Annotated in this window: 21 protein-coding genes and 1 pseudogene; 9 read left to right on the top strand and 13 right to left on the bottom strand. The window is 57.2% G+C overall.

Translation table 11 applies throughout. The features are described from left to right. Positions 1-772: pseudogene (locus tag ACR0BD_RS14255) on the bottom strand (transposase); the annotation flags it as partial. On the opposite strand from ACR0BD_RS14255, the gene ACR0BD_RS14250 reads away from it, so the two are divergent. The 4 genes from ACR0BD_RS14250 to ACR0BD_RS14235 are packed head-to-tail and all read left to right on the top strand — an operon-like array spanning position 682 to position 2,661. After that, positions 682-1,008 carry a hypothetical protein gene (locus ACR0BD_RS14250; protein WP_480831668.1) on the top strand — a complete coding sequence of 109 codons (327 nt, stop codon included), beginning with the start codon at positions 682-684 and terminating at the stop codon, positions 1,006-1,008. The pseudogene ACR0BD_RS14255 and the gene ACR0BD_RS14250 sit on opposite strands and share 91 nt — an antisense overlap. Next, complete coding sequence (locus ACR0BD_RS14245; protein ID WP_480831390.1) at positions 1,005-1,346, top strand: copper resistance CopC family protein; 342 nt, start codon at positions 1,005-1,007, stop codon at positions 1,344-1,346. The genes ACR0BD_RS14250 and ACR0BD_RS14245 overlap by 4 nt, the downstream gene beginning before the upstream one ends. A 2-nt stretch (positions 1,347-1,348) precedes the next feature. Continuing rightward, on the top strand, positions 1,349-2,215 hold the full coding sequence (locus tag ACR0BD_RS14240) for a copper resistance D family protein (protein WP_480831388.1): 867 nt from the start codon (positions 1,349-1,351) through the stop codon (positions 2,213-2,215). A gap of 11 nt (positions 2,216-2,226) precedes the next feature. Further along, positions 2,227-2,661: a c-type cytochrome gene (locus tag ACR0BD_RS14235; RefSeq protein WP_480831387.1), complete on the top strand. Its 435-nt coding sequence runs from the start codon at positions 2,227-2,229 to the stop codon at positions 2,659-2,661. 60 nt (positions 2,662-2,721) lie between these two features. Here ACR0BD_RS14235 and ACR0BD_RS14230 read toward each other — a convergent pair whose 3' ends face one another. From ACR0BD_RS14230 to ACR0BD_RS14200, 7 genes are all read right to left on the bottom strand, one after another. Continuing rightward, entirely contained in the window at positions 2,722-4,218 is a 1,497-nt protein-coding gene (locus tag ACR0BD_RS14230) for a mannitol dehydrogenase family protein (protein WP_480831385.1), read from the bottom strand. Then, positions 4,218-4,991: an L-iditol 2-dehydrogenase gene (locus tag ACR0BD_RS14225; protein ID WP_480831383.1), complete on the bottom strand. Its 774-nt coding sequence runs from the start codon at positions 4,989-4,991 to the stop codon at positions 4,218-4,220. The genes ACR0BD_RS14230 and ACR0BD_RS14225 overlap by 1 nt, the downstream gene beginning before the upstream one ends. Further along, positions 4,988-5,992, bottom strand: a complete 1,005-nt coding sequence (locus tag ACR0BD_RS14220; protein ID WP_480831381.1) for an ABC transporter ATP-binding protein — start codon at positions 5,990-5,992, stop codon at positions 4,988-4,990. Before ACR0BD_RS14220 ends, ACR0BD_RS14225 begins: the two co-directional genes overlap by 4 nt. A gap of 12 nt (positions 5,993-6,004) precedes the next feature. Then, positions 6,005-6,835: a carbohydrate ABC transporter permease gene (locus tag ACR0BD_RS14215; RefSeq protein WP_480831379.1), complete on the bottom strand. Its 831-nt coding sequence runs from the start codon at positions 6,833-6,835 to the stop codon at positions 6,005-6,007. Between the two features lie 12 nt (positions 6,836-6,847). After that, positions 6,848-7,714, bottom strand: a complete 867-nt coding sequence (locus ACR0BD_RS14210; protein WP_480698793.1) for a carbohydrate ABC transporter permease — start codon at positions 7,712-7,714, stop codon at positions 6,848-6,850. 109 nt (positions 7,715-7,823) lie between these two features. Continuing rightward, on the bottom strand, positions 7,824-9,128 hold the full coding sequence (locus tag ACR0BD_RS14205; RefSeq protein ID WP_480831376.1) for an ABC transporter substrate-binding protein: 1,305 nt from the start codon (positions 9,126-9,128) through the stop codon (positions 7,824-7,826). A 94-nt stretch (positions 9,129-9,222) separates the two neighbouring features. Then, positions 9,223-10,248, bottom strand: a complete 1,026-nt coding sequence (locus ACR0BD_RS14200) for a LacI family DNA-binding transcriptional regulator (RefSeq protein ID WP_480831374.1) — start codon at positions 10,246-10,248, stop codon at positions 9,223-9,225. A gap of 113 nt (positions 10,249-10,361) precedes the next feature. Here ACR0BD_RS14200 and xylB point away from each other — a divergent pair, with 113 nt between their 5' ends. Further along, positions 10,362-11,798, top strand: a complete 1,437-nt coding sequence (gene xylB, locus ACR0BD_RS14195) for a xylulokinase (protein ID WP_480831372.1) — start codon at positions 10,362-10,364, stop codon at positions 11,796-11,798. Positions 11,799-11,880: 82 nt separating this feature from the next. On the opposite strand, the gene ACR0BD_RS14190 is transcribed toward xylB, so the two are convergent. The 5 genes from ACR0BD_RS14190 to ACR0BD_RS14170 form a co-directional block, all read right to left on the bottom strand. Continuing rightward, positions 11,881-12,960: a metallophosphoesterase gene (locus ACR0BD_RS14190; RefSeq protein WP_480831371.1), complete on the bottom strand. Its 1,080-nt coding sequence runs from the start codon at positions 12,958-12,960 to the stop codon at positions 11,881-11,883. Positions 12,961-13,184: 224 nt separating this feature from the next. Continuing rightward, positions 13,185-14,678 (bottom strand): cryptochrome/photolyase family protein, encoded by a 1,494-nt coding sequence (locus ACR0BD_RS14185; RefSeq protein WP_480831369.1) that lies wholly within the window; start codon positions 14,676-14,678, stop codon positions 13,185-13,187. A gap of 166 nt (positions 14,679-14,844) precedes the next feature. Beyond that, positions 14,845-14,976, bottom strand: a complete 132-nt coding sequence (locus ACR0BD_RS14180) for a DUF2256 domain-containing protein (RefSeq protein WP_480831660.1) — start codon at positions 14,974-14,976, stop codon at positions 14,845-14,847. Positions 14,977-14,978: 2 nt separating this feature from the next. After that, positions 14,979-16,508 (bottom strand): FAD-binding domain-containing protein, encoded by a 1,530-nt coding sequence (locus ACR0BD_RS14175; protein WP_480831367.1) that lies wholly within the window; start codon positions 16,506-16,508, stop codon positions 14,979-14,981. A gap of 117 nt (positions 16,509-16,625) precedes the next feature. Further along, entirely contained in the window at positions 16,626-17,588 is a 963-nt protein-coding gene (locus tag ACR0BD_RS14170) for a LysR family transcriptional regulator (RefSeq protein ID WP_480831365.1), read from the bottom strand. 81 nt (positions 17,589-17,669) lie between these two features. Between ACR0BD_RS14170 and ACR0BD_RS14165 the strand changes: the two genes are divergently transcribed. Genes ACR0BD_RS14165 through ACR0BD_RS14150 form a run of 4 tightly spaced genes read left to right on the top strand, consistent with a single transcriptional unit; the run spans position 17,670 to position 25,277 of the window. Further along, positions 17,670-19,199 carry a trimethylamine methyltransferase family protein gene (locus tag ACR0BD_RS14165; RefSeq protein ID WP_480831363.1) on the top strand — a complete coding sequence of 510 codons (1,530 nt, stop codon included), beginning with the start codon at positions 17,670-17,672 and terminating at the stop codon, positions 19,197-19,199. Further along, positions 19,199-21,592: a GcvT family protein gene (locus tag ACR0BD_RS14160; RefSeq protein ID WP_480831361.1), complete on the top strand. Its 2,394-nt coding sequence runs from the start codon at positions 19,199-19,201 to the stop codon at positions 21,590-21,592. The genes ACR0BD_RS14165 and ACR0BD_RS14160 overlap by 1 nt, the downstream gene beginning before the upstream one ends. After that, a complete protein-coding gene (locus ACR0BD_RS14155; RefSeq protein ID WP_480831359.1) occupies positions 21,589-23,967 on the top strand; it encodes a GcvT family protein in 2,379 nt (792 codons plus the stop codon). The genes ACR0BD_RS14160 and ACR0BD_RS14155 overlap by 4 nt, the downstream gene beginning before the upstream one ends. Continuing rightward, complete coding sequence (locus tag ACR0BD_RS14150) at positions 23,964-25,277, top strand: aspartate aminotransferase family protein (protein WP_480831357.1); 1,314 nt, start codon at positions 23,964-23,966, stop codon at positions 25,275-25,277. The genes ACR0BD_RS14155 and ACR0BD_RS14150 overlap by 4 nt, the downstream gene beginning before the upstream one ends. The last annotated feature ends 125 nt before the right edge of the window (positions 25,278-25,402 follow it).

The raw sequence follows: 25,402 nt of genomic DNA, 5'->3' as shown, positions 1-25,402 counted from the left end.
TCAGACTTTTCGCGCTTGCTGCGGTGCAAGAAAGATCTCAGCCAATTTGCGGAGGTTCTGGGCGGTGGCGGCGAGAAGGAATTCGTCTTTCGTACTGCATGGGCCGAGCAATCGGAGCCGTCCCATCCCGAGGATGCGTTCGAGGTGGGCAAAGAGCATTTCCACCTGCTCCCTGAGCTTTATGGAAATGTCGTATTGGCCGGTCTTGGCGATGTCGCGAGCTACTTAGTGCGCGTCTTCGCTAACCCGAACTCGACCTGTAGGTTTGGTATGGTGGCTTCTACGTCGACAATCACACCATGGTCAGTAGCGATCCGGTAGTCGTCCGAATAGCTAAAGAATGCCGAACCTTTGCGTACAGCGGTCCATTAGCTTAGGGAGTCGGAATGAGACGTGAACTTTGGCTGGACCTCGCTCGCAGCTCCGAATGCTGCCTGATCCAGAGTGCCCGGATATTCACGCACCGCACGTGGCGCATCAGCAGGATCGATGTCAGACGGTCCCATTCTTCCTTGGGTGTCGAGTGTTGCTTGTTGGCATCCGCTTTGGTTAGGTTGACATCGATGGCGATACGCTGCCCGCTCACCAAACCTTCCGCGATGCAGCCGGCAACGGTCGTCTCGAACAGATGATGCAGTAATTTGCTTTCCCGGAACCGACCATGCCGGTTCTTGGAAAAAGTTGAGCGATCCGGTACGCGGCAGTTCCGATCAAGGCGACAAAACCAGCGATAGGCGAGATTCAGATGCACCTTTTCGCAAAGCCAACGTTTTTATGGAATATGACCACTATGAAATTGATACTGCAGGCTGGGTGCAATTTTTGCATATGCGATCAGCGGCAGTAATTAGAGTAAATCAGAGCACCCATTGTCCGGCTCTAATGGCCGTGCCGCGCAACAACAAACCGCCTCCATTGTTCAGGCGGGTGCTGGACGCGGTTTTTTCAAACTGTTTGAATACCAGTCAGTTCATACTGTGCGCCAATAAATTGAGGGATGCCCTATGAAGAAGATGCTAATGCTCGCACTTATGGTTTTGTTCCCAAATGGCGTACTTGCGCATTCCAAGATTGAGGAGACGACCCCCGGCGACGGAACCACGGTAACCGACGTACCCGCTGAAATTGGCCTCAACTTCTCAGATGATATCCGGTTAACGCGGGTTGAAATGGTGCACGAAGAGCACTCGGCCGTGGGTTTGGATTTGGGTAATCAGACGAGCTTTGATCAGGTCTTCACCATCCCACTCCCAAGCAGTGGAAGCGGAACATATGTCATCGAGTGGCGTGGTCTGGGTGAAGACGGTCACGCGATGCAAGGCGAGTTTTCCTTTACCGTAGAATGAGCATGCCAGACATTTGGGGAATTGCTGCGATCCTCGCAAAACTCGTTCTTTACGTTGGCTTTGTAGGATCCTCGGGACAGGTCGCCGTTATGTGCATGTATTCCGGCTTGGTAACCCCCATCAGCGAAATGATGAAACGCCAAGCCATGATCCTTGCGTGGCTTGCCCTTGCCGCAACAGTAATTGGCTTCATGCTTCGTGGTGCCGCCTTAACGGGCGGGGCCGACGGCATGGTCGACCCAGAGATGCTGAGTTTGCTTTGGCAGACATCGGCCGGCGAGGTCCTTGTTTACCGTCTTGCGGGCGCAGTTTTGATCCTTATCGGGCTTTCTGTTCAAGGCTTTGGGCGATGGGTGGCCCTCGCCGGTGGTATTTTGGCTTTGTGGTCTTTTACGCAGATTGGACATGTGCCGGCGCTTGAACGCTTTGGTGTTCAGGCCTTGCTTTTGCTGCATCTGGCGTGCGTTGCCTTTTGGATCGGTATCTTTAGTCCATTGCGGACTATGGCTCGAATGCCCGAACACCTTACAGATGCTGCAAGACTTGGGCACCGATTTGGACAAGCTGCAACCGTGATTGTGCCGATATTGATCATAGCGGGCCTTTGGATGGCCTGGCTTCTTGTCGGCGGTCTCAACGCACTTTTCTTCACCAGCTACGGGCAGGTGTTGTTGTTGAAAGTGTTACTCGTGGGGCTGTTATTGTTCCTTGCCGCTGCGAACAAGCTGCGGCTTGTTCCAGCCATGCAAAACCAAGACGCAAAGGCAGCCGGGCACCTTGCCCGATCCATCGAGGTTGAGGCAGTAATCGTATTTTTCGTGCTTGCAGCTACAGCCACGCTAACGACCGTGCTTACGCTGCCGAACTGAGGTAGGTTGAGATGAACAAACACATATTTGCGTTAGCCCTTTGTTGCATAGCGACCATTGGGACGGCAGATCATGAGTTGTTGGACAGAGACCTGGAAAATGGTCAGAGCCTTTATACCGAGCATTGTGCTGTATGCCACGGAGCTGATCTGGAAGGTCAACCTAATTGGCAAACACCCGATGAAAACGGCGTGCTACCTGCCCCACCCCATGATGTGACGGGGCATACCTGGCACCACGATAACCAGCTTCTGTTCGACTACACCAAACTTGGTGGCGCCGAAACGCTGGCAGCCCGCGGCATCAGTGATTTCAACAGCGGCATGCCGGGCTTTGACGGCACGTTGACGGATGGCGACATATGGGACGTTCTGGGTTATATCCGCTCCACCTGGCCAGACGATATTCGTGACATTCAGGCAAGTCGCAACCTTCCCCACGACTAGGTACCCTTATCGGGACAATGCGGCCGGGCTTTATGCAGCGCGGCTGTTCAAGTCGCGCATTTACGCCGGTTGCGCCAGATAAGTCTGCAACGCGTGGCGGCATCCGTCTTTCCAGATGATCTCTAACCAATTTGCGAAGGCGGTTCCAAACCGATCGTCTTGCCCCAAGGATCCGTAAATCTTGGCGTTTTCAATCCACAGCATTGGATTAAGACGCGCGGCTTTGGCTGTGTCCTGAAGCTGATCCCATATCGGATCATTCGCGGCGATCTCAGTTCCGTCTTCGCGTGTCCCTTCACACATTCTGCACCAAAACGCTTCGGCCAGCGCCAGCCCCGAGATCGACGTGTTTGCGTCCAGCGCATCGCGCAGAGTTGGCAACAAAAATCCGGGGTGTCTGGACGATCCGTCAAATGCCACGCGACGTGTTGTGTCGTGAATAGCCGTATTTTCGAACCGCCGGGTGATCAAATTCAGGTAGTTGGCGGGCGTCATACCCGGGACCGACGCCACATGCCCAAGTATGTCCCTTGCCTGAACGGTCGCAAAGAAATCGGATATGACCCTATCCTGCATACAGGCCGATATCGTGGGAATGTTCAGTACTTCGCCCACATTCGCCAGGATTTGGTGACCTCCGTTCAATATCCGCAGCTTCATCGCCTCGTAGGGGTGAACATCCTTTGTGATCGTTGCGCCAACGTCTTCCAAGGGGGGACGGCCTGCGCAAAACGCATCTTCGATAACCCATTGGCGGAAATTCTCATGTGTGACTGGGGCACGGTCATCAATGCCCAACGCCCGGGTTTGCGTCTTAACCTGATCGGTGGTGGCCGGCACAATGCAATCCACCATGGAATTTGGGAATGCCCCATTCTGATCTATCCAATCCGCCAGATCCGGATCGGACATTCGGGCAAGCCCAACGACACATCGGCGCAGGATCGCGCCGTTCCCTTGCAGGTTGTCGCAGCTCAGCGCCGTGAAAGGCGACACCCCCGCACTTTTGCGTTGGCCAAGTGCCGCGACGATGGCGCCAAAAACAGTTCTGGGCTGATCCGGGTGCTGCACATCATGACGGACATCATCATGCGATGTGTCGAACGCTCCGGTTGTGGGGTCCAGATAATACCCGCCCTCTGTCACCGTCAAAGATACGATGCGAATTGCGGGGTCCGACATTTGCCGGATCAAGGTCGCATTCCCGCTTTCGATCGGCAAATAGTCAACCATTGGACCGATGACCTGCGCCGAAACTCCCGCCGGGTCAAGTTCGATCAAGGTGGTCAAACAGTCCTGCGCCAAAAGCTTTTGCCGCATGTCTGCATCGTAAGAGCGCACCCCGGCACCAATGATGCCCCAGTCCATCGCTTTGCCGCTTTGCATCAACTGGTGAACGTACCACGCCTGATGCGCACGGTGAAAATTCCCGAGACCAATGTGAACGATGCCAGGCTTTATGTCAGCCGCACTGTAGAGTGGACGCTGAACGCCATCTGGCAGCGCATCCAGTGTGTCACGTGCAAGCTTGATTACCGAGTCGGCCAGTTGTTCCATCAGCTCATCCAGTTCCCACCATCCACATTGTAGGTCTGCGCCACGATGTATTCCGCCTCGTCCGAGGCCAGAAAGACAGCCATTCCAGTCAGGTCTTCGGCACGTCCCATGCGGCCATAGGGGACAGCTTCGCCAACTTCACGTTTTTTCTGCCCCGGCGCTTTGCCTTCGTGTTTGGCAAAAAACGCGTCGACCCCATCCCAGTGCTCACCGTCCACAACACCCGGTGCAATGGCGTTTACGTTGATACCGTGGGCGATAAGGTTCAACCCGGCCGATTGGGTCAATGAAATAACCGCAGCCTTGCTGGCACAGTAGACGGCAACCAAAGACTCCCCCCGCCGACCGGCCTGAGACGCCATGTTGATGATACGCCCCTTGGTACCGTGTTCCATCATATGGCGTGCGACCGCCTGCAATGTGAACAGCGTGCCCGCAACATTGATATCAAAGACACGCTGATAGTCTGCACGTTCAATTTCTGCGATCGGGGCCGCCGTAAAGATTGCTGCATTGTTAATCAAAACATCGATCGGACCTAGTTTCTCTGAGACATCGGTCACTGCCTGATCAATGCTGTTCTGGTTCGTGACGTCCATCTCTACGGCCATTGCGGCTGTGCCGATTTCGGCAGCAGCTTCTGTGGCACGCGTTATGTCGATATCAGCCAAAGCAACGCGCGCGCCCTCGGACACATACGCTTTTGCAAAGGCAAGACCGATCCCGCGGGCCGAACCCGTGATCAGTGCGGTTTTGCCTTCCAGACGCATCATTCTATCCGTAGCCCTTGCGCATCAAACTTGTGAATTACGTCCGCGCGGGGAGTCAAATGGATACGGTCGCCGTGACGGAATCCGACCTCGCCATCCGCGCGAACCGTGATGGTTTCGGCCAGACCTGTTTCGTGCACATGAAAGAACGTGTCCGAGCCAAGGTGTTCTGACACGCTGACCACACCGGACCAGGTGCCTTCGGTGTCAGAAACCGCGATATGCTCGGGCCGGATACCGATTGTATGTGCGCCATGTTTGGCTGCCTCATCCCCTTGGATAAAGTTCATTTTAGGCGAACCGATAAAGCCAGCTACGAATAGGTTACGCGGTGTTCGGTACAGCTCTAGCGGGCTGCCAACCTGTTCAATCACCCCGGCCTGAAGAACGACGATCTTGTCGGCCATGGTCATCGCCTCGACCTGATCATGCGTCACGTAGATCATCGTGGTTTCAAGACGCTCGTGCAGCTCGCTTATTTCAAGCCGCATGCCGACACGCAGGGCGGCATCCAGGTTCGAAAGTGGCTCATCAAACAGAAACGCGGCCGGTTCGCGGACAATTGCGCGCCCAATGGCAACCCTTTGACGCTGTCCACCCGACAGTTGCCCTGGGCGGCGATCCAGATAATCCGCAAGGTTCAGAACACTGGCTGCACCTTCGACACGTTTGTCGATTTCTGCCTGCTCTAGCTTGGCCATGCGCAAAGGGAACGCGATGTTCTTACGCACAGACATATGGGGGTACAGCGCGTAAGACTGAAACACCATCGCCAAGCCGCGCTTGGCGGGCGGCACATCAGTGGCATCAGCACCGTCGATTTCGATGTGGCCGGTTGTGATGTCTTCCAAACCCGCAATCAGGCGTAGCAAGGTGGATTTACCGCAGCCCGAAGGGCCGACAAAGACTGTGAACTCGCCATCTTCTATGGTCAGGTCCAATGGAGGGATGACCTGTACATCGCCGAAGCTTTTGGTCACGGACTTGAGTTGAATACGTCCCATGTGTCGTGTTCCTTATTTCACAGCGCCGAAGGTCAGGCCGCGGACAAGTTGTTTCTGGCTGAACCAGCCAAGGATCAGGATTGGCGCAATTGCCATGGTCGAAGCCGCGCTGAGCTTGGCAAAGAACAGGCCTTCCGGGCTGGAATAGCTGGCGATAAAGGCCGTCAACGGGGCCGCATCAACGGCAGTCAGGTTGAGGGTCCAGAACGCTTCGTTCCAGGCAAGGATAAAGTTCAACAGCACAGTCGAGGCGATACCGGGAACTGCCATGGGCGTCAGGACGTAGAGGATTTCCTCTTTCAATGTCGCACCGTCCATTCGCGCGGCTTCCAGAATTTCGCCCGGAATTTCGCGGAAGTAAGTGTACAGCATCCAGACAATGATCGGCAGATTGATCAGCATCAGCACCACCACCAGACCAGCGCGGCTGTCCAACAGGCCCAACTGAATGAACAGCAGGTAGATCGGATACAAGACACCAACCGCAGGCAACATCTTGGTGGACAGCATCCACAACAGGATGTCCTTGGTCCGCTTGGAGGGCACAAAGGCCATGGCCCAAGCTGCAGGGACTGCGATGATCACGCCCAAAAGGGTGGAACCGCCTGCTATGATTACCGAATTCCAGAGAAAGCGCATGTAATCCGAGCGTTCCTGCACGATGGCATAGTTTTCCAGCGTCCAGTCGAAGTTCAGAAAGATCGGTGGGCTGGCAATCGCCTGCGCTTCGGTTTTAAAGCTGGTCAGGATCGTCCAAAGGATCGGGAAAAAGATCAGCAGACCAACAGCCCAGGCAAGGGCAGTGTTCAGCGATTTGCGGCGGGTTGTGACGGCGCGGGCCATGATACTACCTCCTCACGCGTCCAGATTTTTGCCGACGATGCGCATCAGGAAGATGGCAACGATGTTGGCAAGAATGATTGCATAGACACCACCAGCCGATCCAAGGCCGACATTCTGGCTTTCCAAAACGCGCTGGAAGATCAGGTAGGTCAGTGTACGGGTGCCGAATGCGCCGCCGGTGGTCACGAAAATCTCGGCGAAGATCGACAGAAGAAAGATGGTCTGGATCAGGATCACGATGGTGATCGCCCGGCCCAGATGCGGCAGGATGATATGGTAGAACCGTTTCAGCGGCGGTGCTCCGTCCATCTCGGCAGCTTCCAGTTGTTCGCTGTCCAGTGACTGGATTGCAGTTAGCAAGATCAGCGTTGCGAAAGGCAGCCACTGCCATGACACGATCATCACGATCGAAGTCATCGACGCCTCGGACAGCCACGAGATCGGCTCGGCTCCGAAAAAGCGCCACAGATGCGCCAGAAGACCATTGACCGGGTCCATAAACATGTTTTTCCAAACCAGCGCAGATACGGTCGGCATGACAAAGAAAGGCGCTATCACAAGGATACGTACGACGCCCTGCCCCCACATGGGTTGATCCAAAAGCATCGCCAGCAAGACGCCAAGAACCACGGTGATCACCAGAACGCCACCAACGATCACCAGCGTCGCCTGGACCGCGGGCCAGAATGTACTGGAGGAGACGAAACGAATGTAGTTATCCAGTCCGACCCAACCCAGATCACCACCGCGCAGCGGCAGGTATTTCTTGAATGAAAAGTACAGTGTCATCGTCAGCGGCACCAGCATCCAACCAAGTAGCAAAACTACGGCGGGTGCCATCATCAACCGGGCAACGGATCGGGAGTGTTGAGTAGCCATGACGCAAACCCTCTCTGTTCAGGCGTAACGCAAGCCTGCGAGAAAAACACGATTTGTGAAAGTGAAGAAGCGGGGGGCAGCGATCTGCCCACCCACTGGGGAGAAGACGTCAGTACCCTGCGGCTTCCATCTCTTCGGCGGTAAAGGCCTGCGCTTTTGCAAGGGCTTCATCGACCGATTGCTGTCCGGCGTAGACCGCCGAGAACTCTTGGCTGACTTGTGTCGCAATACCCGCGAATTCCGGGATCGCAACGAACTGGATGCCAGTATAGGGGGTCGGCTGCGCACAGCAGTTCTGGGGGTCAGCCGCAAGGATTGACTTCAGCGTCATCTGCGCAAAAGGGATGTCCTTGTAGTTGTCGTTCTCATAGAGAGACGTCCGCGCACCCGGGGGAACGTTGGCCCAGCCTTCGTTCTCGGCTACCAGCTCGATATAGTCTTTCGAGGTCGCCCATTCGATGAACTTCTTGGCGGCATCTTCCTGCTGCGTACCAGCCGGGATCGCAAGCGCCCATGCCCAGAGCCAGTTGGCGCGCTTGTCGACACCTTCCGCATTCGGGGCCAGAGCGAAGCCGACCTTGTCAGCTACGGTCGAGTCATTCGGATTGGTCACGAAAGACGCCGCAACCGTGGCATCAATCCACATTCCGCACTTGCCTTGCTGGAACAGTGAGAGGTTTTCGTTGAACCCATTGGTGGCATACCCTGCAGGGCCCGATTCATTCATCATGTCTACGAAGAAGGTCAGTGCCTCTTTCCACTCTGGTTGATCGAACTGGGGCTTCCAGTCTTCGTCAAACCAGCGCGCACCGAACGAGTTTGCGGTGACAGTGATGAAGGCTCCGCCTTCGCCCCAACCGGCCTTGCCACGCAGACAGATGCCGTTGATGTCGTTATCGCGATCCGTCATTGCAGCAGCCGCTTCGCGGATGAACTGCCATGTTGGTGCCTCTGGCATTTCCATGCCAGCTTTCTCCATCAGGTCTGTGCGATACATGATCATCGAGCTTTCGCCGTAAAACGGCGCAGCATAAAGGGTGCCATCGTTGCTCAGACCACCTGCCATCGCAGGCAACAGGTCCCCGACGTCATACTCTGCTGACATGCCATCCAGCGGCACCAGCCAGCCGTTTTGACCCCAGATCGGCGTTTCGTACATGCCGATCGTCATGATGTCGAACTGACCACCTTTGGTCGTGATGTCCGTGGTAACGCGCTGGCGCAGAACGTTTTCTTCCAGCGTCACCCACTCGACGTCAATGCCGGTCGCCTCGGTGAAATTGTCGGTATAGCCCTGCATGCGGATCATGTCGCCATTGTTCACTGTGGCGATCGTTATGGTTTCCGCTTGGGCCGCTGCCGTGGCGACAAATGTCAATGCAGTCGCCGCACGAAGTGCGTGTTTGAGATACATCCCTGTCCTCCCTGAGCTTGGATGTCGTGCAGGAAGGGTAGATCGAATCTTGTCGCGGCGTCAATAAAAACTTTACGCGCGTTAAATTTTGAAGTCAGGCGGACTCACGCAAAACCAAGCGCGCCGGGAACAAAGTTTCGGCACGCGTGTCGAATTTCCCACCATTTTCAATGAGTTCGAACAGAGACTCGGCGCTTTTTGCCGCCACGTTGTCATAATCATGGGCCGCGGTTGTCAAAGATGGGCACGTGAATTTTGCAAAGGGATGGTCATCATTCGAGGCCACGCGCAGACTGCAATCTTTGCCCCGGCCGACACGAATCCCCTGCTCATAACAGGCCGCAAGAAACCCGATTGCGAGACGGTCGTTACTGCACAGAACCGAGTCTGTCTTTAATTGCCGTTCTTCCAAGACCTTCAACGCACCGCGCTTGCCGATGTCTTCGAAAGCCCATCCCCTGCCCTCAACCTTGATGACATGCGGTTCCAGCCCGAGGCTTTCCATGACGTCAACATAGGCCTTGCGGCGTTTGTTTGCGTTCGGGTTTGCCGGGGTGCGCATTTCAAAGAAGGACGGGGGCTCTCCGGTTCGGATCATGTACTCTACGGTCTGCGAAACGAAGCTGAAGTTATCGGATCCGACGAATGCCGCACCAAGGCCATCGAGGTTACTGTCAAAAAGGATGGTCGGGACATCGGCGCAGAACTTTTCGATCGCCAAGCGGTCAGATGCGCGCCCCAAAGGGGCCAACAAAACACCCGCAGGTTTGAGAGATCGCAAACTATCCAGAATTTCGTTTTCCAGCTTTTGCTCGCCATGCGAACTGAACAGCGTGGGGCGATAGCCAGCCGCGATACAGCTTTGTTCAAGGTATCTGGCGATCTCTGCAAAGAACGGATCAGCCAGGTAGGGCACGACGATGCCGATATTCTTTGTCAGCTTCCTGTTTTGGTTAATCGCGTAGATGTTTGGCCGGTAGTCAAACCGCTCAAGCGCCTCTTCAATGCGTGCGCGTGTACTCGCGCGAACGCTATCGGGGTCGTGAAAATACTTGGATACAGTTGGCCGCGATATACCGCTGACAGCTGCGAATTCCTCCATGTTCTTTATCTTGGTCATAACGTCGGGGTCTGCGCCTGTTTCTTTCGTAACTTTACATATTCTTTCCGCGCGCCAAAAAATCAATCCCCTCGCCCTTGCCGCGCAAACCTGTGAAAGCTACAGATTCCCATATGTACATAGGGATCGACATTGGGACGTCGGCGGTCAAGGTCGTGTGTTCGGACACAACCCGGATTGTCGCGACAGCCGCAGTTGAATTGGAAACCTCCTCTCCGCAGCCGGGCTGGTCCGAGCAACCGCCGGATATCTGGTGGCGCGCGACCTGCGACGCGTTGCACACCTTGGGCACGTCCGTTCGGCTCAGCGACGTGAAAGCCATCGGGCTGTCCGGCCAGATGCATGGGGCGGTACTGCTCGACGCAAACAAGACCCCCATCAGGCCCGCGATTTTGTGGAATGATAGCCGGTCGGTAGCAGAGTGTGATCAGCTGCGCCAGGCCGTACCGCAGATCGGGACAACCTCGGGCGTCCTGCCCCTGCCCGGTTTTACCGCGCCAAAGATCATGTGGCTGAAACGCTATGAACCAGAAAACTATGCCCGCATTTCGCATATCTTACTGCCAAAGGACTACGTCGCCCTAAAGCTGCACGGTCATCTTGCAACGGATATCTCTGACGCGGCGGGTACTATGTGGCTGGACCAGAGCACGCGGGATTGGAATTCGGACGTCGCAGCAGCAAGCGATACCTCGCCCGATTGGCTGCCCCCTTTGCATCACGGGCACGACGTGGTCGCGGCAGTTTCTGCCAGTGCGGCGTCGGAAACTGGCTTAAAAACTGGTACGCCGGTTGTAGCGGGCGGAGGGGACGCGGCCACAGGTGCAGTTTCGCTTGGGGCCACTGAACCCGGACGGGGTTTCATTTCGCTGGGTACCTCTGGCCAGCTTTTCGTGGCCGACGACACTTATAAACCCAACCCCGAGAAATACGTTCACGCCTTTGCGCATACGTTGCCAGATCGCTGGTATCAAATGGCGGCTATGTTGAACGGCGCACGCCCGATTGCCTGGATCGCGGAACAATTGGGCGTGACCGCCGGTGAAGTCATCACGCTAGCCCAAACCGCCAATACTGAGCGTGTACCTATTTTTCTGCCCTACCTGACCGGAGAACGCAGCCCCCACGGCGACCCTCATATTCGCGCCTGCTTTTTCGGCCTCGAGGACGCAACGACCCGGGCTGAAATCTGCCGGGCTGTGGTGGAATCCGTGGCCTTTTGCTTTGCAGACGCTGCCGAAAGTTTTGGCGAAACCATACAAAACCTACCCGCACTTTCCGCGATCGGAGGCGGAAGCCGTTCGGACCTGTTGCTGGGCTTGATTGCATCCGTGATAGACAAACCGATCGAACGATCGGCCGGGTCAGACACTGGTCCGGCTTTCGGCGCAGTCAGGCTCGCAGCTTGTGGCGACACTGCCCTAAGCATCAGTGACCTGTCCGTCCAGACCACCAGCACTGCAACATTTGAGCCATCACCTTACGATGCACTGTCGGAACGATTGGAGCGGTTCAGAACCTTTTATCAAACAGTGCGGGTTATTGCATGAAAGGAACTCAACTGTGGTCCCGCCCTGACACAGGTTCGCCAATGAGAATTGAAAGATGATCGGGTGCTGCCGAAACTATGCGTCACTCGCAGGAAAGCGATCGTTTCGCCAGCTCGCAGCGGTTTAGCACCAGCCCTTTTGCGTCAATCGCGTCAATCAGCCAACCACCATCAGGTTGCCTGTTCAGCATCAGAAAACCGAACTCACCATTGTTGACGATGGTCCGCGCTAGGCTCCCCGCAACTTCAACATCATTGGCAATGCCGGAAGGCATGGGATCAAGCTGCGTTCCGCTGTTGCCGACGATGCCCTGAACAGGCCCATGCAATAGGTCTATTGCTTGAAAGGCATGAATATGGCCGGACAGAATAAGACTGACCGTCTCTGGAATAATAGCGCCAAAAGCCTCGCGCTGTGTGTCGTCGCCATCGATCAGCTCACCAAAGGCGTGCATGTTCACCCATAGTGGGCGATGCGTAAGCAGCCATGTTTCATTGCTGGTACTTGCAAACACGTCCCTGGCCATTTGCCCGTAGACCGGCAACAAATCAGGGCTGCTGAGCGGTGCGGGACCAGCAGAGGAATCGAAGGACACAAAATCAAGATCACCTACCGAGGCGCTCCAGGGGTCGGTCACTGCAGGGCAGTTTGCCGGGACAGAGCCAGATGCAAAATAGCGAAACCATCCATTGTCGCCGCGCCCGCAGTTTTCGTGATTTCCGCGAAGAAAGATAAACGGGACGGTTGTCAGCAGCTTATCTGCCGGTTCCAACCAATCGGCGGACCAAGCCTTATAATTATCACCGAATGGAGATCCGCCGCATTTCTCGGGATCCGGGCATTCCGATGATCGGTAAAGGTAATCTCCGACGTGGATTACCAGATCCGGTGATTTTGACACAATTTCTTCCACTATGGATTTCAACGGCCAGGCGGCTGGATCATTGCAATCCTGAACGCGGCTTCCCCGAATGCGGCATCCGGTATCCCCAAGCACGATAATGCGTTCTGCGTTTGGGCGCAGAATTGGCAGCGGGTTTCCATTGAGCGACAGACTTTCCGTGGCTATTGGCGCGCGGTGCTCGCAGACGCTTTCCTCGAAAGCGTCGCTCGGTTCTGCACGTTTGGCCATCGCAAAAAACTGCCCATCGACTTCAATCATTGGACAGTCGGGTGTCGTCGAAATCGCACGAACTATGATTGTGTTATCAGGTCCCAATTGCACCCATTGATGCAATACGTCCGCGGCCAACGCGGTAACGGTCCCGCAAATCCCAACCCCCGCCAAGAACATGAATGAAGCAATCCGAGCCAGCAATTCTGTACCTCTTTTGAAAGTCAAACCAAGCTTATAGCCCGAGCTTCAAGAGTCCAGTAAACAGGCTTTCAAAACTGCTGATCCAGAAATGTGTTAGCGGCATTAAGGTGCTGTTGCTTGGTCTCGGGCCCCATTCGCGCCGCTGCTTTACACATCATGGACCATCTGGGATTGCGGGCAAGATCGTCCTGATGCTTGAAAATGAACCTCCAGTACAAACCGTCCCAGGTTTCTGCCCATGGACCTTTGCCCCAATGGCTCATCTTTCGGATATAGTTCGAGCCTGAAAAGTAAGGCTTGGTGGTAATAAGCCCGCCGTCGGCATGCTGGCTCATGGCATAAACGTTCGGGACCATGACCCAATCATAACTATCAACGAACATCTCCATGAACCACCGATACACCTCATTCGGGTCAATCTCGCAGAGAAACATAAAGCCCCCCAGGACCATCAGGCGTTCGATGTGGTGGCAATAGCCTGTTTGCAGGATACGCTGGATCGTGTCGTCGATCGGTCCGATGCCAGTGGTCCCGTCGTAAAAAGACGTGGGCATCTTGCGGGTATGGCCCCAGTTGTTTGAAGTGCGCATCTGAACACCAAGGTGTTCATAGGTTGCCCTCATGAACTCTCTCCACCCGATGATCTGGCGCACAAGACCTTCGACCGAATTGAGCGGAACGTTTCGTTTCCGCGCAAAGGACAACGTTGCGTCGAGCACTTGTTTTGGCGTCAACAGTCCGATGTTCAGCGCAGGCGTGAGAACAGCGTGCCAAAGCCAGCTTTCACCCTCCAAAATAGCGTCTTCAAAGTCGCCAAACCTGTCAAAGCGGCGTTCCAGGAATTGATGCAACCACGCTTCCGCAGCCTGATGAGACGTTGGATAGTAAAGCTTATCTATCGTGCCCAGCGCATCTGGAAACTCAGACAACACACTGCGCTTGGCAGCTTGATCCACGGCGTCATGTTCAGGCCAATCTATCCAAGGCAAGCTGTTGATCAGCGTTTTGGGAACCTTTTTGCGATTGTCTTTGTCAAAGCTCCATTGACCACCAAGAGGCTGATCGCCCTCCATCAAAACACCAAACCGGCGGCGTTGGTGTTTGTAAAAGTCGGCCATGAACCAGCGTTTGCGGTCCTTGATCCAAAACTCATTGTCGTCAGGCTTGTTCAAAAAGCCCGGCGATGGGCGGAAGTCCAGGACTAAGTCCAAAGCGCGCGCAGCCTTTTCCAGGCGTCTGCGTGCAATGAAGTCCACAGAATCTACCATGACTATTTGATCAATCCCCTCTGAGGCGAGGCGTTGAAACAGTCGAAGGCAGGCATCCGCTCGCTTTTCATAAGGGTAGATCTCGGCATTGACGCCTTTGGCGCGCAAGATCTGATGAAAGCGCGCCATGCTAGCACGGTGAAGCCATAGCTTTTGCTTGTGCATCCGCATCGGATATTGCGCGTCGCCGAAAAATAGAGGGTCTTCAAACAACACCACACGATCCCGGCTCTCATCTAAACCGGGGTGTTCAACGAACAGTTGATTGGGCAGAAGCACTGCGGCTGAGGGCATTTATCGTCTCGTGGGTTCTGTTTGAGTTCGACTTAAGTCGCTGGCATCTCAAGGCAAACAAGAGTTATTGCGGCGCCATGCGCGTCGGTGACCTTGCACCCCAGCAAACGGGCTGAAGATCAGCCGTAACTTTCGACGGCCAAAGACTGCTTCGGCAACACAGGATTCAAGAAGATCGCCGACACCGAACCGAGCAATAGCGGACCTCGTCCCACACCTTCGCCCATTTCTTGCGCCATGCGAACGGACGACCGCATGTGGCGCATGTTTTTTGAGCGAGCTCCGATTTCTTGCGCATTTTCATTGGGCATCTCCAAAAGGAAGACTCAGCTGCACCGCCCCGTTTTTTGATCCGCGCCCGCGTTTTGGACGCCCTGCCTTGCGGCTCGCATGTTTGGCAACGATCGCTTGCGCCTCAGCTCGGAACCTGGGACCACGTCGCACTGCCCAGACACGCTCACGCGCGGCTTTTGTCGCGGCAAGATGGTCAAAGATACGATCTGGGTAACGTTGCCCGATCACAGTGTAGGGCGTTTCCGACCTCCAAGGTTCGTGGATGTATTGGTCAGGAATTTCCACCAGTTCAGGCAGCCACTTTCGGATAAATGCGCCGCTTGGGTCCTGATCATACCCTTGTTTGACCGGGTTATAGATGCGCACCGTATTGATACCTGTCGTGCCCGATTGCATCTGAACCTGGCTCCAGTGAATGCCGGGTTCATAGTCGGTGAACATCCGCGCCAGATACTGCCCCGGCGCGCGCCAATCCAACCACAAATGATAGCTTGCCGTTGCCATCACCATCGCGCGCATCCGAAAATTCAACCACCCTGTCGCCTGCAATGACCGCATACAGGCATCCAGAAACGGGTATCCTGTCTCACCTACGCACCAAGCGCGCAAAAGTTCAGCGTCAGGGATGTCAGGACGCAGACTGCCGTAGTCCGAATGCATGTTTTCGAACTCGATCCGGGGGTCGTCCTCAAGCTTTTGGATAAAATGGCAGTGCCAGTGCAATCGTCCGGAAAATGAACGTAACGACTTTTGCCAGTTTCGCGCCCCTTTCGGCAGGTTATGGCGGCGCTTTTCACAGGCTTGGGCAACTTCGCGCATCGAGATGGCGCCCCACGCCAGGTACGGCGAAAGCCTTGAACACACCCTCGCCCCGTCAACCGGACTGGACATCGCGCGTTGGTAGTATTCTCCGCGATCGCTCAGAAAACTCGTTAGGCGTTCCATGCCAGCGCGCCGCCCCCCAACCTGACGCTGCGGGCAAGGATCATCGAACAGACCCAGATCGCGGATCGTTGGTATTTGCCCCGGCTCGACGCTGACGGGGTGCAGAAATGGTGCTCGGCTGACGGGTTCCGCCATGACCCGATCCCAACGTGTCGCCCAACCATCCCGGGACTTTAGCTTTCGCCAAACGCCGTGGTTTTGCACCTGGAACCAGGGCACGCCCTGTTCGCGGCACCACGCTGCGACACGCAGATCACGCCTGTAGCTCCAATAGTTCCCCGTCTCTTCATGGGACCAGAGCGCGTGCAGAAGCCCGCTTTGCTTTAACGTCCCAAGAACTTCGGTAATGGGCCCGAAACGCACGACCAAAGGTTGACCCATCCGAGCCAGGTCGTCACGTAATTCCACAAGCGTCTCGGCCACAAAACTCCACTGCCGCGCGGACGCATCCGGTTGCTGCCAAAGCTCGGGCTCAACAACATAAATCGGCAGAACAGGTCCTTGTTGCGCTGCCTGCACCAACGCACGATGGTCTTCCACACGTAAGTCGCGTTTGAACCATACGACCTGCAATTGCCCGTCCTTGCGCATTGTTAAGACGAAACATTAATTAGGCCAGGTCGACATCTTATCCACCTGAACAAAGACGTGTTGACTTGGGAAAAGCACCAAGCACCGCCGAGTGTTCTCTGTCTCAAAGGATCTGGTTCAGCTGCAATCCAAGCTCGTTTCCGCTATATCACCCATCTGTGCTTTGATCTGCTTCGACAGCTCTTGGCTCGATAGGTCTGCGAAAGCCTTTGGCAGGTTCTGCAATTCACCCTTTCTGGCAACGACTGTCAAAGTACGCGACAGACCGGAAACCGGCAGCTCTACTATTCGAAGGCTCATGTTTTCGACCAGCCCATCGATCAACAACGTGGGGGTCAACAGGCTAAATCCCTGCCCCGCGGACACACATGACGTCACCATGCTGGAGCGGTCCGCCTGAATGACCTTGCCCGGTTCAAACCGCAGGCGCCTTAAGTGCTGGGCGATTTGTCGGCCAGCGTTTGTGGTATCGCCAAAGCGAACCAGCGGCAGTTGCCTCTGGATCGCGTCCAAACTGTTCGTCGGACCATCATACGCCTTTGGCAGAACCAGCAGGTACCTCTCGGTCAGCACGTGATGGCGTTCCAACCCATCCATATCCAAAAACGGGTTCGAAGTAATCGCCAGATCGGCTTGTTTGGTCCGCAGAAGGTGTTCGTGGTTGCCGCTCTGCCCGGCGTGGAGTGTTATGTCTTCGACCGAAAACACCCGTTGGGCAAGATCGATCAACGCAGGTGTAAGGGTGGTCGCGATTGAGGCTTGGATGCCGACACGCAGCAAGGTCAGGGACTTTTGACCAACGTGGCGCAGTTCCGTTTCCATGTCCGACAGCGCGTCCAGAATTTTCTGTGCTTTCCCGTGCAGTCGTACCCCGGCGTAGGTCAGCCGTGCCGGGCGCGTGCTGCGATCCAGTAGCACCGTACCAAAGGCTTTCTCCAGCGCCGTGATATGTTGCGAGGCGGCAGGCTGCGAAAGGTTCAAAAGCTTTGCGCCCGCGCGCATCTGGCCGGTTTCTGCCACTGCAACAAAAACCTCAAGCGAGCGCATCAGCCCGGGTGGCAAACTACGGCGATCCAGCATCTACGCATCCTTAGTATAAATAATCTTTATACAGTTGAGATTTTCTTGGTTTGCGTCAAGTGCTGCGGCATCACTGTCGGCATGGTTACTTCCCGGTTATCTCGACGCCGTAAGGCCGCGTCCAATCGCCTAGGATCAGAGCCGCGAGCGCCATTCATTCGGCGACAGCTTGCGACCTTTAATGTGCTCAGTAGCGAGGGACTGGAGCAAATCGAAGCCAATGCCGACACCATCCTCGCCGAGACGGGGATGGAGTTTCAAGACGATCCTGCGATCCTCAAGATCTTCGCGCAGGCGGGCTGTGATGTGGACGGCACCCGCGTGCGCTTTGCCCCTGGTTTCTGCCGTAAGATGATCACCGCAACCGCGCCCGCGCAGTTCACGCAACACGCGCGCAATCCGGCCAATAGCGTTCAGCTGGGCGGCGATTCCAGCGTGCTGTGCCCGGCCTGGGGACCACCTTTCGTACACGATCTGGATCGCGGCCGTCGCTATGCCTCGCATCAGGATTTCATTGATTTGGTAAAGCTCCACCACAGTTTGCCATGGCTGCACCATTCCGGCGGTGTCGTGTGTGAACCGGTCGATCTGCCAGCCAACAAACGCCACCTCGACATGCTGTACGGCCATATTCGGTATTCCGACCGGGCATTTATGGGGGCTTTCATCGGAACCGAACGTGCCGGTCATGCCATTGACATGGCGCGGATTGTGTTTGGTGAGGATTTTCTGGCGGAAAACGCGGTGCTCTACTGCGTGTCGAACACAAACGCACCGCTGGTGATGGACAGTCATATGTCCGGAGCTCTCAAAACGTACGCGCGGGCGGGTCAACCTGTGGCTTGCACGCCTTGGGTTCTGACCGGAGCCATGTCGCCCTCAACCGTTGCGGGGACGTTGGCGCAGGTACTGGCGGAAACCATGGCGACAATGGCGCTGACCCAACTGGTAAACCCCGGCGCGCCCTGTTTGATGGGCAGTTTTGCCTCGACCATGTCGATGAAATCCGGCGCGCCTACCTTCGGCACGCCCGAAGCCGGGTTGATGGTGTTGGCTGCCGGACAGCTTGCCCGCAGACTGGGGGTGCCCTTGCACACCGTGGGCACACTCAGTTCGTCAAAGCTGCCCGATGCCCAAAGCCAACAAGAGGCGGCGTGGGGCCTGATGATGTCGATGTTCGCGGGGGCCAATCTTATCAATCACGCGACCGGCTGGCTGGAGGGCGGCCTCGTCACATCCTTCGAGAAAACGATCATCGATCACGATCTCTGCGGCAAGATCGGACGTTTCTTTGACGGCATCGACATGAGCGAAAACGCACAGGCGATGGAGGCCATTGCCGCCACCGGGCCGGGGCAGCATTTTCTGGGGTCAGAACACACGCAGGCGAATTTCATGTCCGCCCTGTTCCGCCCATGGACGCCGGATGACAATTCCTTTGAGCAGTGGCAGGCCGCAGGTGAAAAGGACGCCGCGATGCGGGCGAATGCGATCTGGAAAGAGCGGTTGGAGGCGTATGAAGACCCCGGCCTTGATCCCGAGATTGACGAGGCCTTGCAAGACTACATCGCGATGCGCAAGGCGGAACAGCCGGATCGGGATTATTTCTGATGTCCCGTACCCTCATCATCGGCGGCGGGGTCATCGGGCTGAGCGTGGCCTACCACCTTGCCAAGCGCGGGGCCGCGGATGTGACAGTGCTAGAACGCAATCAGCTCACCTCGGGCACCTCCTGGCACGCGGCGGGGATCGTCGGGCCCCTGAGGGCGACCCCGAACATGACCCAACTGGCGATGGCTGCGCTTGAGGCATTCCCCGCGCTTGAGGCCGAGACCGGAATGTCCACCGGCTATCGCCGCACCGGTGGTTATTGGCTGGCGCGTGAGGTCGCACGGATGGACGAGCTGCACCGTATCGCCGATCTGGGCGCGGTGCAGGGGTTGTCTCCACAAGTGATCTCGGCGCACGACGTGCCGTTGCCGATGCTGGACCTGACGAACCACGTAGGTGCGCTGCACGTGCCCGAGGACGCCAATGTCAATCCAGTGGACCTCTGCATGGCCTACGCCCGTGCGGCCAAAACCCGTGGCGTTACAATCCGCGAACAGGTTCAGGTCGAGCGGCTATTGACAGAGGGCACACGCGTCACCGGCGTTGCCCTGCCCGATGGAACCGAGATGCTTGCCGACAAGGTGGTGATCGCAACCGGCGCGTGGTCGCGTGAACTGGCGGCGACAGCGGGTGTTGGCCTGCCCCTGCAGGCGGTCGAGCATATGTACGTCGTGACCGAACCGATGCCCGATTTGCCCGACCCGTTTCCGGTGATCCGCGATCTGGATCGGGGTATCTACATCAAGGGCGACGCGGGCAAGCTGGTCATCGGAGGGTTTGAACCCAACGCGAAATGCTGGGACCCCTACGGCCCCGAGGGCAACCGCGCCTTTCTGGAAATGGCCGAGGACTGGGAGCAGTTCGCACCCTTCATGGAGGCCGCGCTGGAGTTGTGCCCGTCGCTGGAAACCGTCGGCATCCAGCATTTCATGAACGGCCCTGAAAGTTTTACCGCCGATACCCGCCCTCTGGTCGGTGAAACCCATGTGGATGGGTTGTTTGTGGCGGCTGGCATGAACTCGGTCGGCGTGATGTCCTCAGCCGGGATTGGGCGGGCGCTGGCGGACTGGATGGTCGACGGCCACCCTCCGATGAATATGTGGGAGGTCGACGTGGCGCGCGCCGATCCGATCTCGGCAAGGCCCTATCATATGGCTGCCCGCATGGAAGAGGCTGTATCCGACTTGTTCGCGCTACATTGGCCTTACAAGCAGCCCAAAGCCGGGCGGGGCCTGCGAAAATCCGCTTTGCACGACCGCTGGGCGGCACTCGGCGCGCAGTTCGGTCAAACAGCGGGGTGGGAGCGCGGGCTTTGGTATGGCGATGCGCAGCCCTATTCGGTCGGGGCCCAAGGCTGGTGGGCCAACGCGGCCAAGGAAGCAAGCGAGATGGCTGAAGGAGCCGTCCTGCTGGACCTTGCCCCTATGACCAAGCTGCGCGTGGACGGGAATGAGGTTTACGAGGCGCTGAACTGGTTGTCGTGCCGTAGCCTCGCCCCTGATGACCACGTCCGATATGCGCCCTTCCTGAACGATCAGGGCGGGGTTGAGATTGACGCCACGGTGCAATGCTACGCACCAAAAGGGGCGCGGATCACCAGCCCAGCCGCAACCCGGAAGCGCGATCTGGCCTGGCTGCGCCGCCAACTACAGGGCTTCGACGTTTCGCTATCGGATCAAACCGAAGACTTCGTGATCCTCGGCCTGATGGGTGGCAGCGCGCGAGCAATGATGGAGGACCTGGCGGGTCGTGATCTGAGCGATTTCAGGCTGGGGCAAGTGCGCAGGCTTATGCTTGGTGACAGTTCTCACTGGGTGCAGCGGCTAAGTTTCGTGGGCGAATATGGCTATGAAATCTGGCTGCCCACCTCGGCAATCCATCGCCCCAGCCCTGTACCGGGACAGGTATTTGATGCCTTGCACGCGCTTGGTGCGCGACCGATGGGCTTCTACGCACTGGACGGTTGTCGGATGGAGAAAGGGTTCCTGCATTGGGGTCATGAGCTTGATCCGACGATTACCCCGCTTGAGGCCGGACTGGGCTTTACGGTCGACTGGACCAAGGACTTCATCGGCAAGGATGCCCTTGTCACGCAACGCGAAGAAGGTGTGCGCAAACGATTGGTGCTTATGCAGATCGAAGGCGACCCGTTGATGTTGCATGATGAGCCTGTCTTTGAAGCAGGGCGTCACGTCGGCTTCACCACCTCGGGCGCGCGGGGCCCACGCACCGGGCTGAACCTGTGCTTTGCGATGATCTCAACCCAACAGGGCGAAACACTGGCCGAGACCTGCGCGCGGCAATTCACCGTTCAAGTCGCCGGGCGATCCTATGTGGCCACTCCGCTGCACCGCCCACCCTTCGACCCGACAAACGAAAGGATGCGCGCATGACCCAAGCGCAGGTTGTCATCATCGGAGGCGGCGCAATGGGCGTGTCGCTGATGTACCATCTGGTCAAGGCCGGGTGGTCGGACGTATTGCTGGTGGAAAAGAACGACCTGACCCATGGCTCAACATGGCACGCGGCGGGGCTGTGCACGCATTTCGCGCATAACCCGACCATTCAGGAGCTGCGCGCCACTTCGGTCCGGCTTTATCGCGATATCCTGCCGGAAGAGACGGGGCGGGATTGCGGCTTCCACCGCTCGGGCGCGATGAGGATCACGCAGAACCCGGATCGCATGGACGAATTCCGCCACGTGGCAGGCCTGTCGGACTTCACCGGCTACCCGCTAGAGGTCCTGACACCCGAGCGTATTGCCGAACTGCACCCATTGGCGAGGCTCGACGGGCTGATCGGCGGCATCTATGAGCCGGATGACGGCCACGTCGACCCCACGCTTGCCACGCAGGCAATGGCGGAAGTTGCCCGTAAGAAAGGCGCGCAAATCTGGCGCAACTGCCCTGTCACCGCCATCCGCCGCGAGGGTGCACAATGGGTGATCGATACGGCCAAAGGCATCGTGGAAACCGTGCATGTCGTAAACGCGGCGGGCACTTGGGGGTGGGAAATCGGGCATATGATGGGCCTGAACATCCCCTCGGTCCCGGTGCTGCATCAGTATCTGGTCACCGATACCATAAAGGCGGTCACAGACCGGATCGCGCGAGGCCTGCCCGAACTGCCCATCATCCGAGACCCCGAGGAAAGCTGGTATGTGCGGCAGGAACGCGACGGGCTGATCCTCGGCCCCTACGAGAAAGAGGCGCAGGTCTGGTCCGTCGATGGCGTACCGCCCGAATTCGGCGCGGACCTGATGCCGCCTGATCTGGACCGGGTCGAGCATATCATCATGGCCGCGATGGAACGCATCCCGGCGCTGGAAACCGGCGGGGTGAAGTCGGTCATCAACGGCCCGATCACCTTTACCCCCGACGCCAACCCGCTGATCGGCCCGGCGCATGGTTTGGCAAACGCATGGCTGCTGACTGGCTCTTCAATGGGCGTGATGGAGGGTGGCGGCGCAGGATGGTTCCTCGCCCACTGGATGACTCACGGCGCGCCGCCGATGGATGCGCTGGCGGTGGACAGCCGCCGCTTTGGCTCATGGGCGGATCGCAATTATCGCGTGGCTAAGGCCATCGAGTGTTTCGGTCTGCAATTCGGCGTGCATTACCCGCACGAAGAACGCCCCGCCGGGCGTGGCCTGCGTCTGTCGCCTCTGCATGACCTGATGGTGGAACGCGGCGCGGTGATGGGGGCCGCCCATGGGTGGGAACGGCCCAACTGGTTCTCGGACACACCTGACGCCTCAGCAGATGAGACTTTCCGCCGGGCCAACTGGTTCGCCCCCGTTGCAGCCGAGGTCGACGCCGCCACCAACCGCGTGGCTCTGGCAGACCTATCCGTATTCTCAAAGTTCGAGGTCAGCGGCCCGGACGTGACCGCCTTTCTTGAGGCGCTTGGGGCGAACCGTGCACCTGGTGTCGGAGGTATCGGCCTGACCCACGCGCTGACCCCTGCGGGTGGCGTGTTGTCCGAATTCACAGTGACCCGGCTAACCGAGGACCGCGCCTATCTGACATCGGCAGCTGCGGCGGAAGAGATCGACTTTGATCTGCTTAGAAACCGGGCTGCCGGGTTCGACGTCACGATCTCAAACGTGACCGAAGACTATGCCGTTATCGGGGTAATGGGGCCAAAAGCCCCGAATGTCCTTCCGAGTCTCGCCGATATGCCGTGGCTTTCTGCGCGCGAAACCGAAGTGAACGGAGTCGCCCTGCGCGCGTTGCGCATGTCTTATCTGGGCGAATGCGGGTGGGAGTTGCATGTTCCGCGTGGCAATGCTGTGCAGTTGTTTCTCACCCTGGAACAAACAGCGCAGCCTCATGGTCTTGGCTATTACGGGGCGTATGCCGCCAACTCGATGCGGCTGGAAAAGGGTTATCGCGGCTGGGGCAGCGACCTGACTACAGAACGTAGCCCGCTTGAGGCCGGCCTAACCCCTTTCATCCGCAAGCATCTGCGCGACGCGCTTGCGCGTGAGAATCCCTGGGACATGGTCTTGCTCGAAATCGAGGCGGGCGAGGTCGATCCATTCTACGCTCACACCCTCTGGCAAAACGGGCGTGCCGTGGGGATTGTCACCTCAGGCGCATACGGCCACCGCACTGGTAGGGTTCTGGCGCTGGCCTATCTGCGTGACACTACTGCGCGCGACAACCTGACCGTTTCGATTCTGGGGCAGCAGCGCAAGGCAAAAATACTGCCAGAACCCCCGTTTGATCCCGAAAACATCCGTATGAAAGCCGGAGCCAACTCATGACTGATCACCCCCTTCACACCGATTGGAACTTTGACAGTACCGCCGCCCGGCGCGATCAGTATTATGCGGCCTCGCTCACGCGGTTTACGCCTTTTCGCGAACCGATTGTATTCCAGAAAGGCCGCGGTCAGTACCTTTGGGACACGCAGGGACGAAAATACACAGACCTTCTGGGCATGAATGTCTGCATTTCGGTCGGCCATTCCCATCCGCGCGTCGTGGCCGCGGCCACCGCGCAGGCGCAGGAACTGACACATTGCACGACCATGTTTTATCATCCGACGCCCGCACATCTGGCCGAGGAACTGGCCGCGACCATGCCGAAAGGTCACGACTGGGTGGTGCATCTGACAAACTCAGGCTCCGAGGCCATTGATCTTGCCATGACCATGGCGCGGACCTTTACGGGAAACCTCGATCTTCTGGCCCTGCGGACGGCTTATCACGGTCCAACGGCCGCCGCGCAGTCCATCACCGGGATATCCGGCTGGCGTCACCCCGGCATGCCCGGAAACGTAGCCTTTGTTGCCGATCCGAATCAGTATCGCGGTATCTTTGGGCCAGGTACCGACCCGTATCTCGACGAAATCACTCATACGATCAATGCCGCCACGTCCGGTCAGGTCGCGGGGATTTTCGTCGAAAGTGTGCAGGGCTATGGCGGTATTCACCAGATGCCCCCCGGCTATATGTCAGGCGCTGCAGAGCGTGTGCGTGCAGCGGGCGGGCTTTATATTGCTGATGAAGTTCAGTCTGGATTTGGTCGCACTGGCGATCATTTCTGGGGATTTGAGGCAGACAACGTTGTGCCCGACATCATCGTCATGGCCAAAGGTTTGGGCAATGGCTTCCCGATTGGTGCGGTCGTAGCAAAGAAACATGTGGCTGAGCCGATGGCAGAAAAGTTCATGTTCCATACCTACGGGGCAAACCCGACATCAGCTGCCGCCGCCCGCGCAGTGCTTGCCGTTATGCGCGACGAGGGCCTGCAAGAAAACGCCAAGACCGTCGGGGGTAAACTGCTAGAGCGTCTTTATGATCTAAAGGACAAACATCAGGCCATTGGCGATGTGCGCGGGCACGGGTTGATGCTGGCGTTGGAATTTGTGACCGACCGCGACAGCAAAACCCCCGACAAAGAGATGACGACAGAGGTTTTCGAAGCCTGCCGCGCTCAGGGCATAATCCTGTCCAAGTCCGGGCCTTTCCAGCAATGCCTGCGTATGGTTCCGCCCCTGTGCTTGTCGATGGAAGACGTGGATCAGGTTACAGCAAGCCTCGATCGGGCTTTGTCGGATGCGGCCACTTAATGGCCGAGCCCAGCACCCAACACCAGTTGCTTGCAGCAATGCCGACACAAATGCGAACATCGTGATTTACGGGTCGTAAGATGGCAGTTACCATCTGCAGAGCCGCTGTTTGGCTAGCCTTACCA

The organism is Ruegeria sp. G5 (assembly GCF_056533365.1).
Note: the sequence above shows the minus strand (reverse complement) of the source record. Positions and strands in the feature narration are given on the sequence as shown.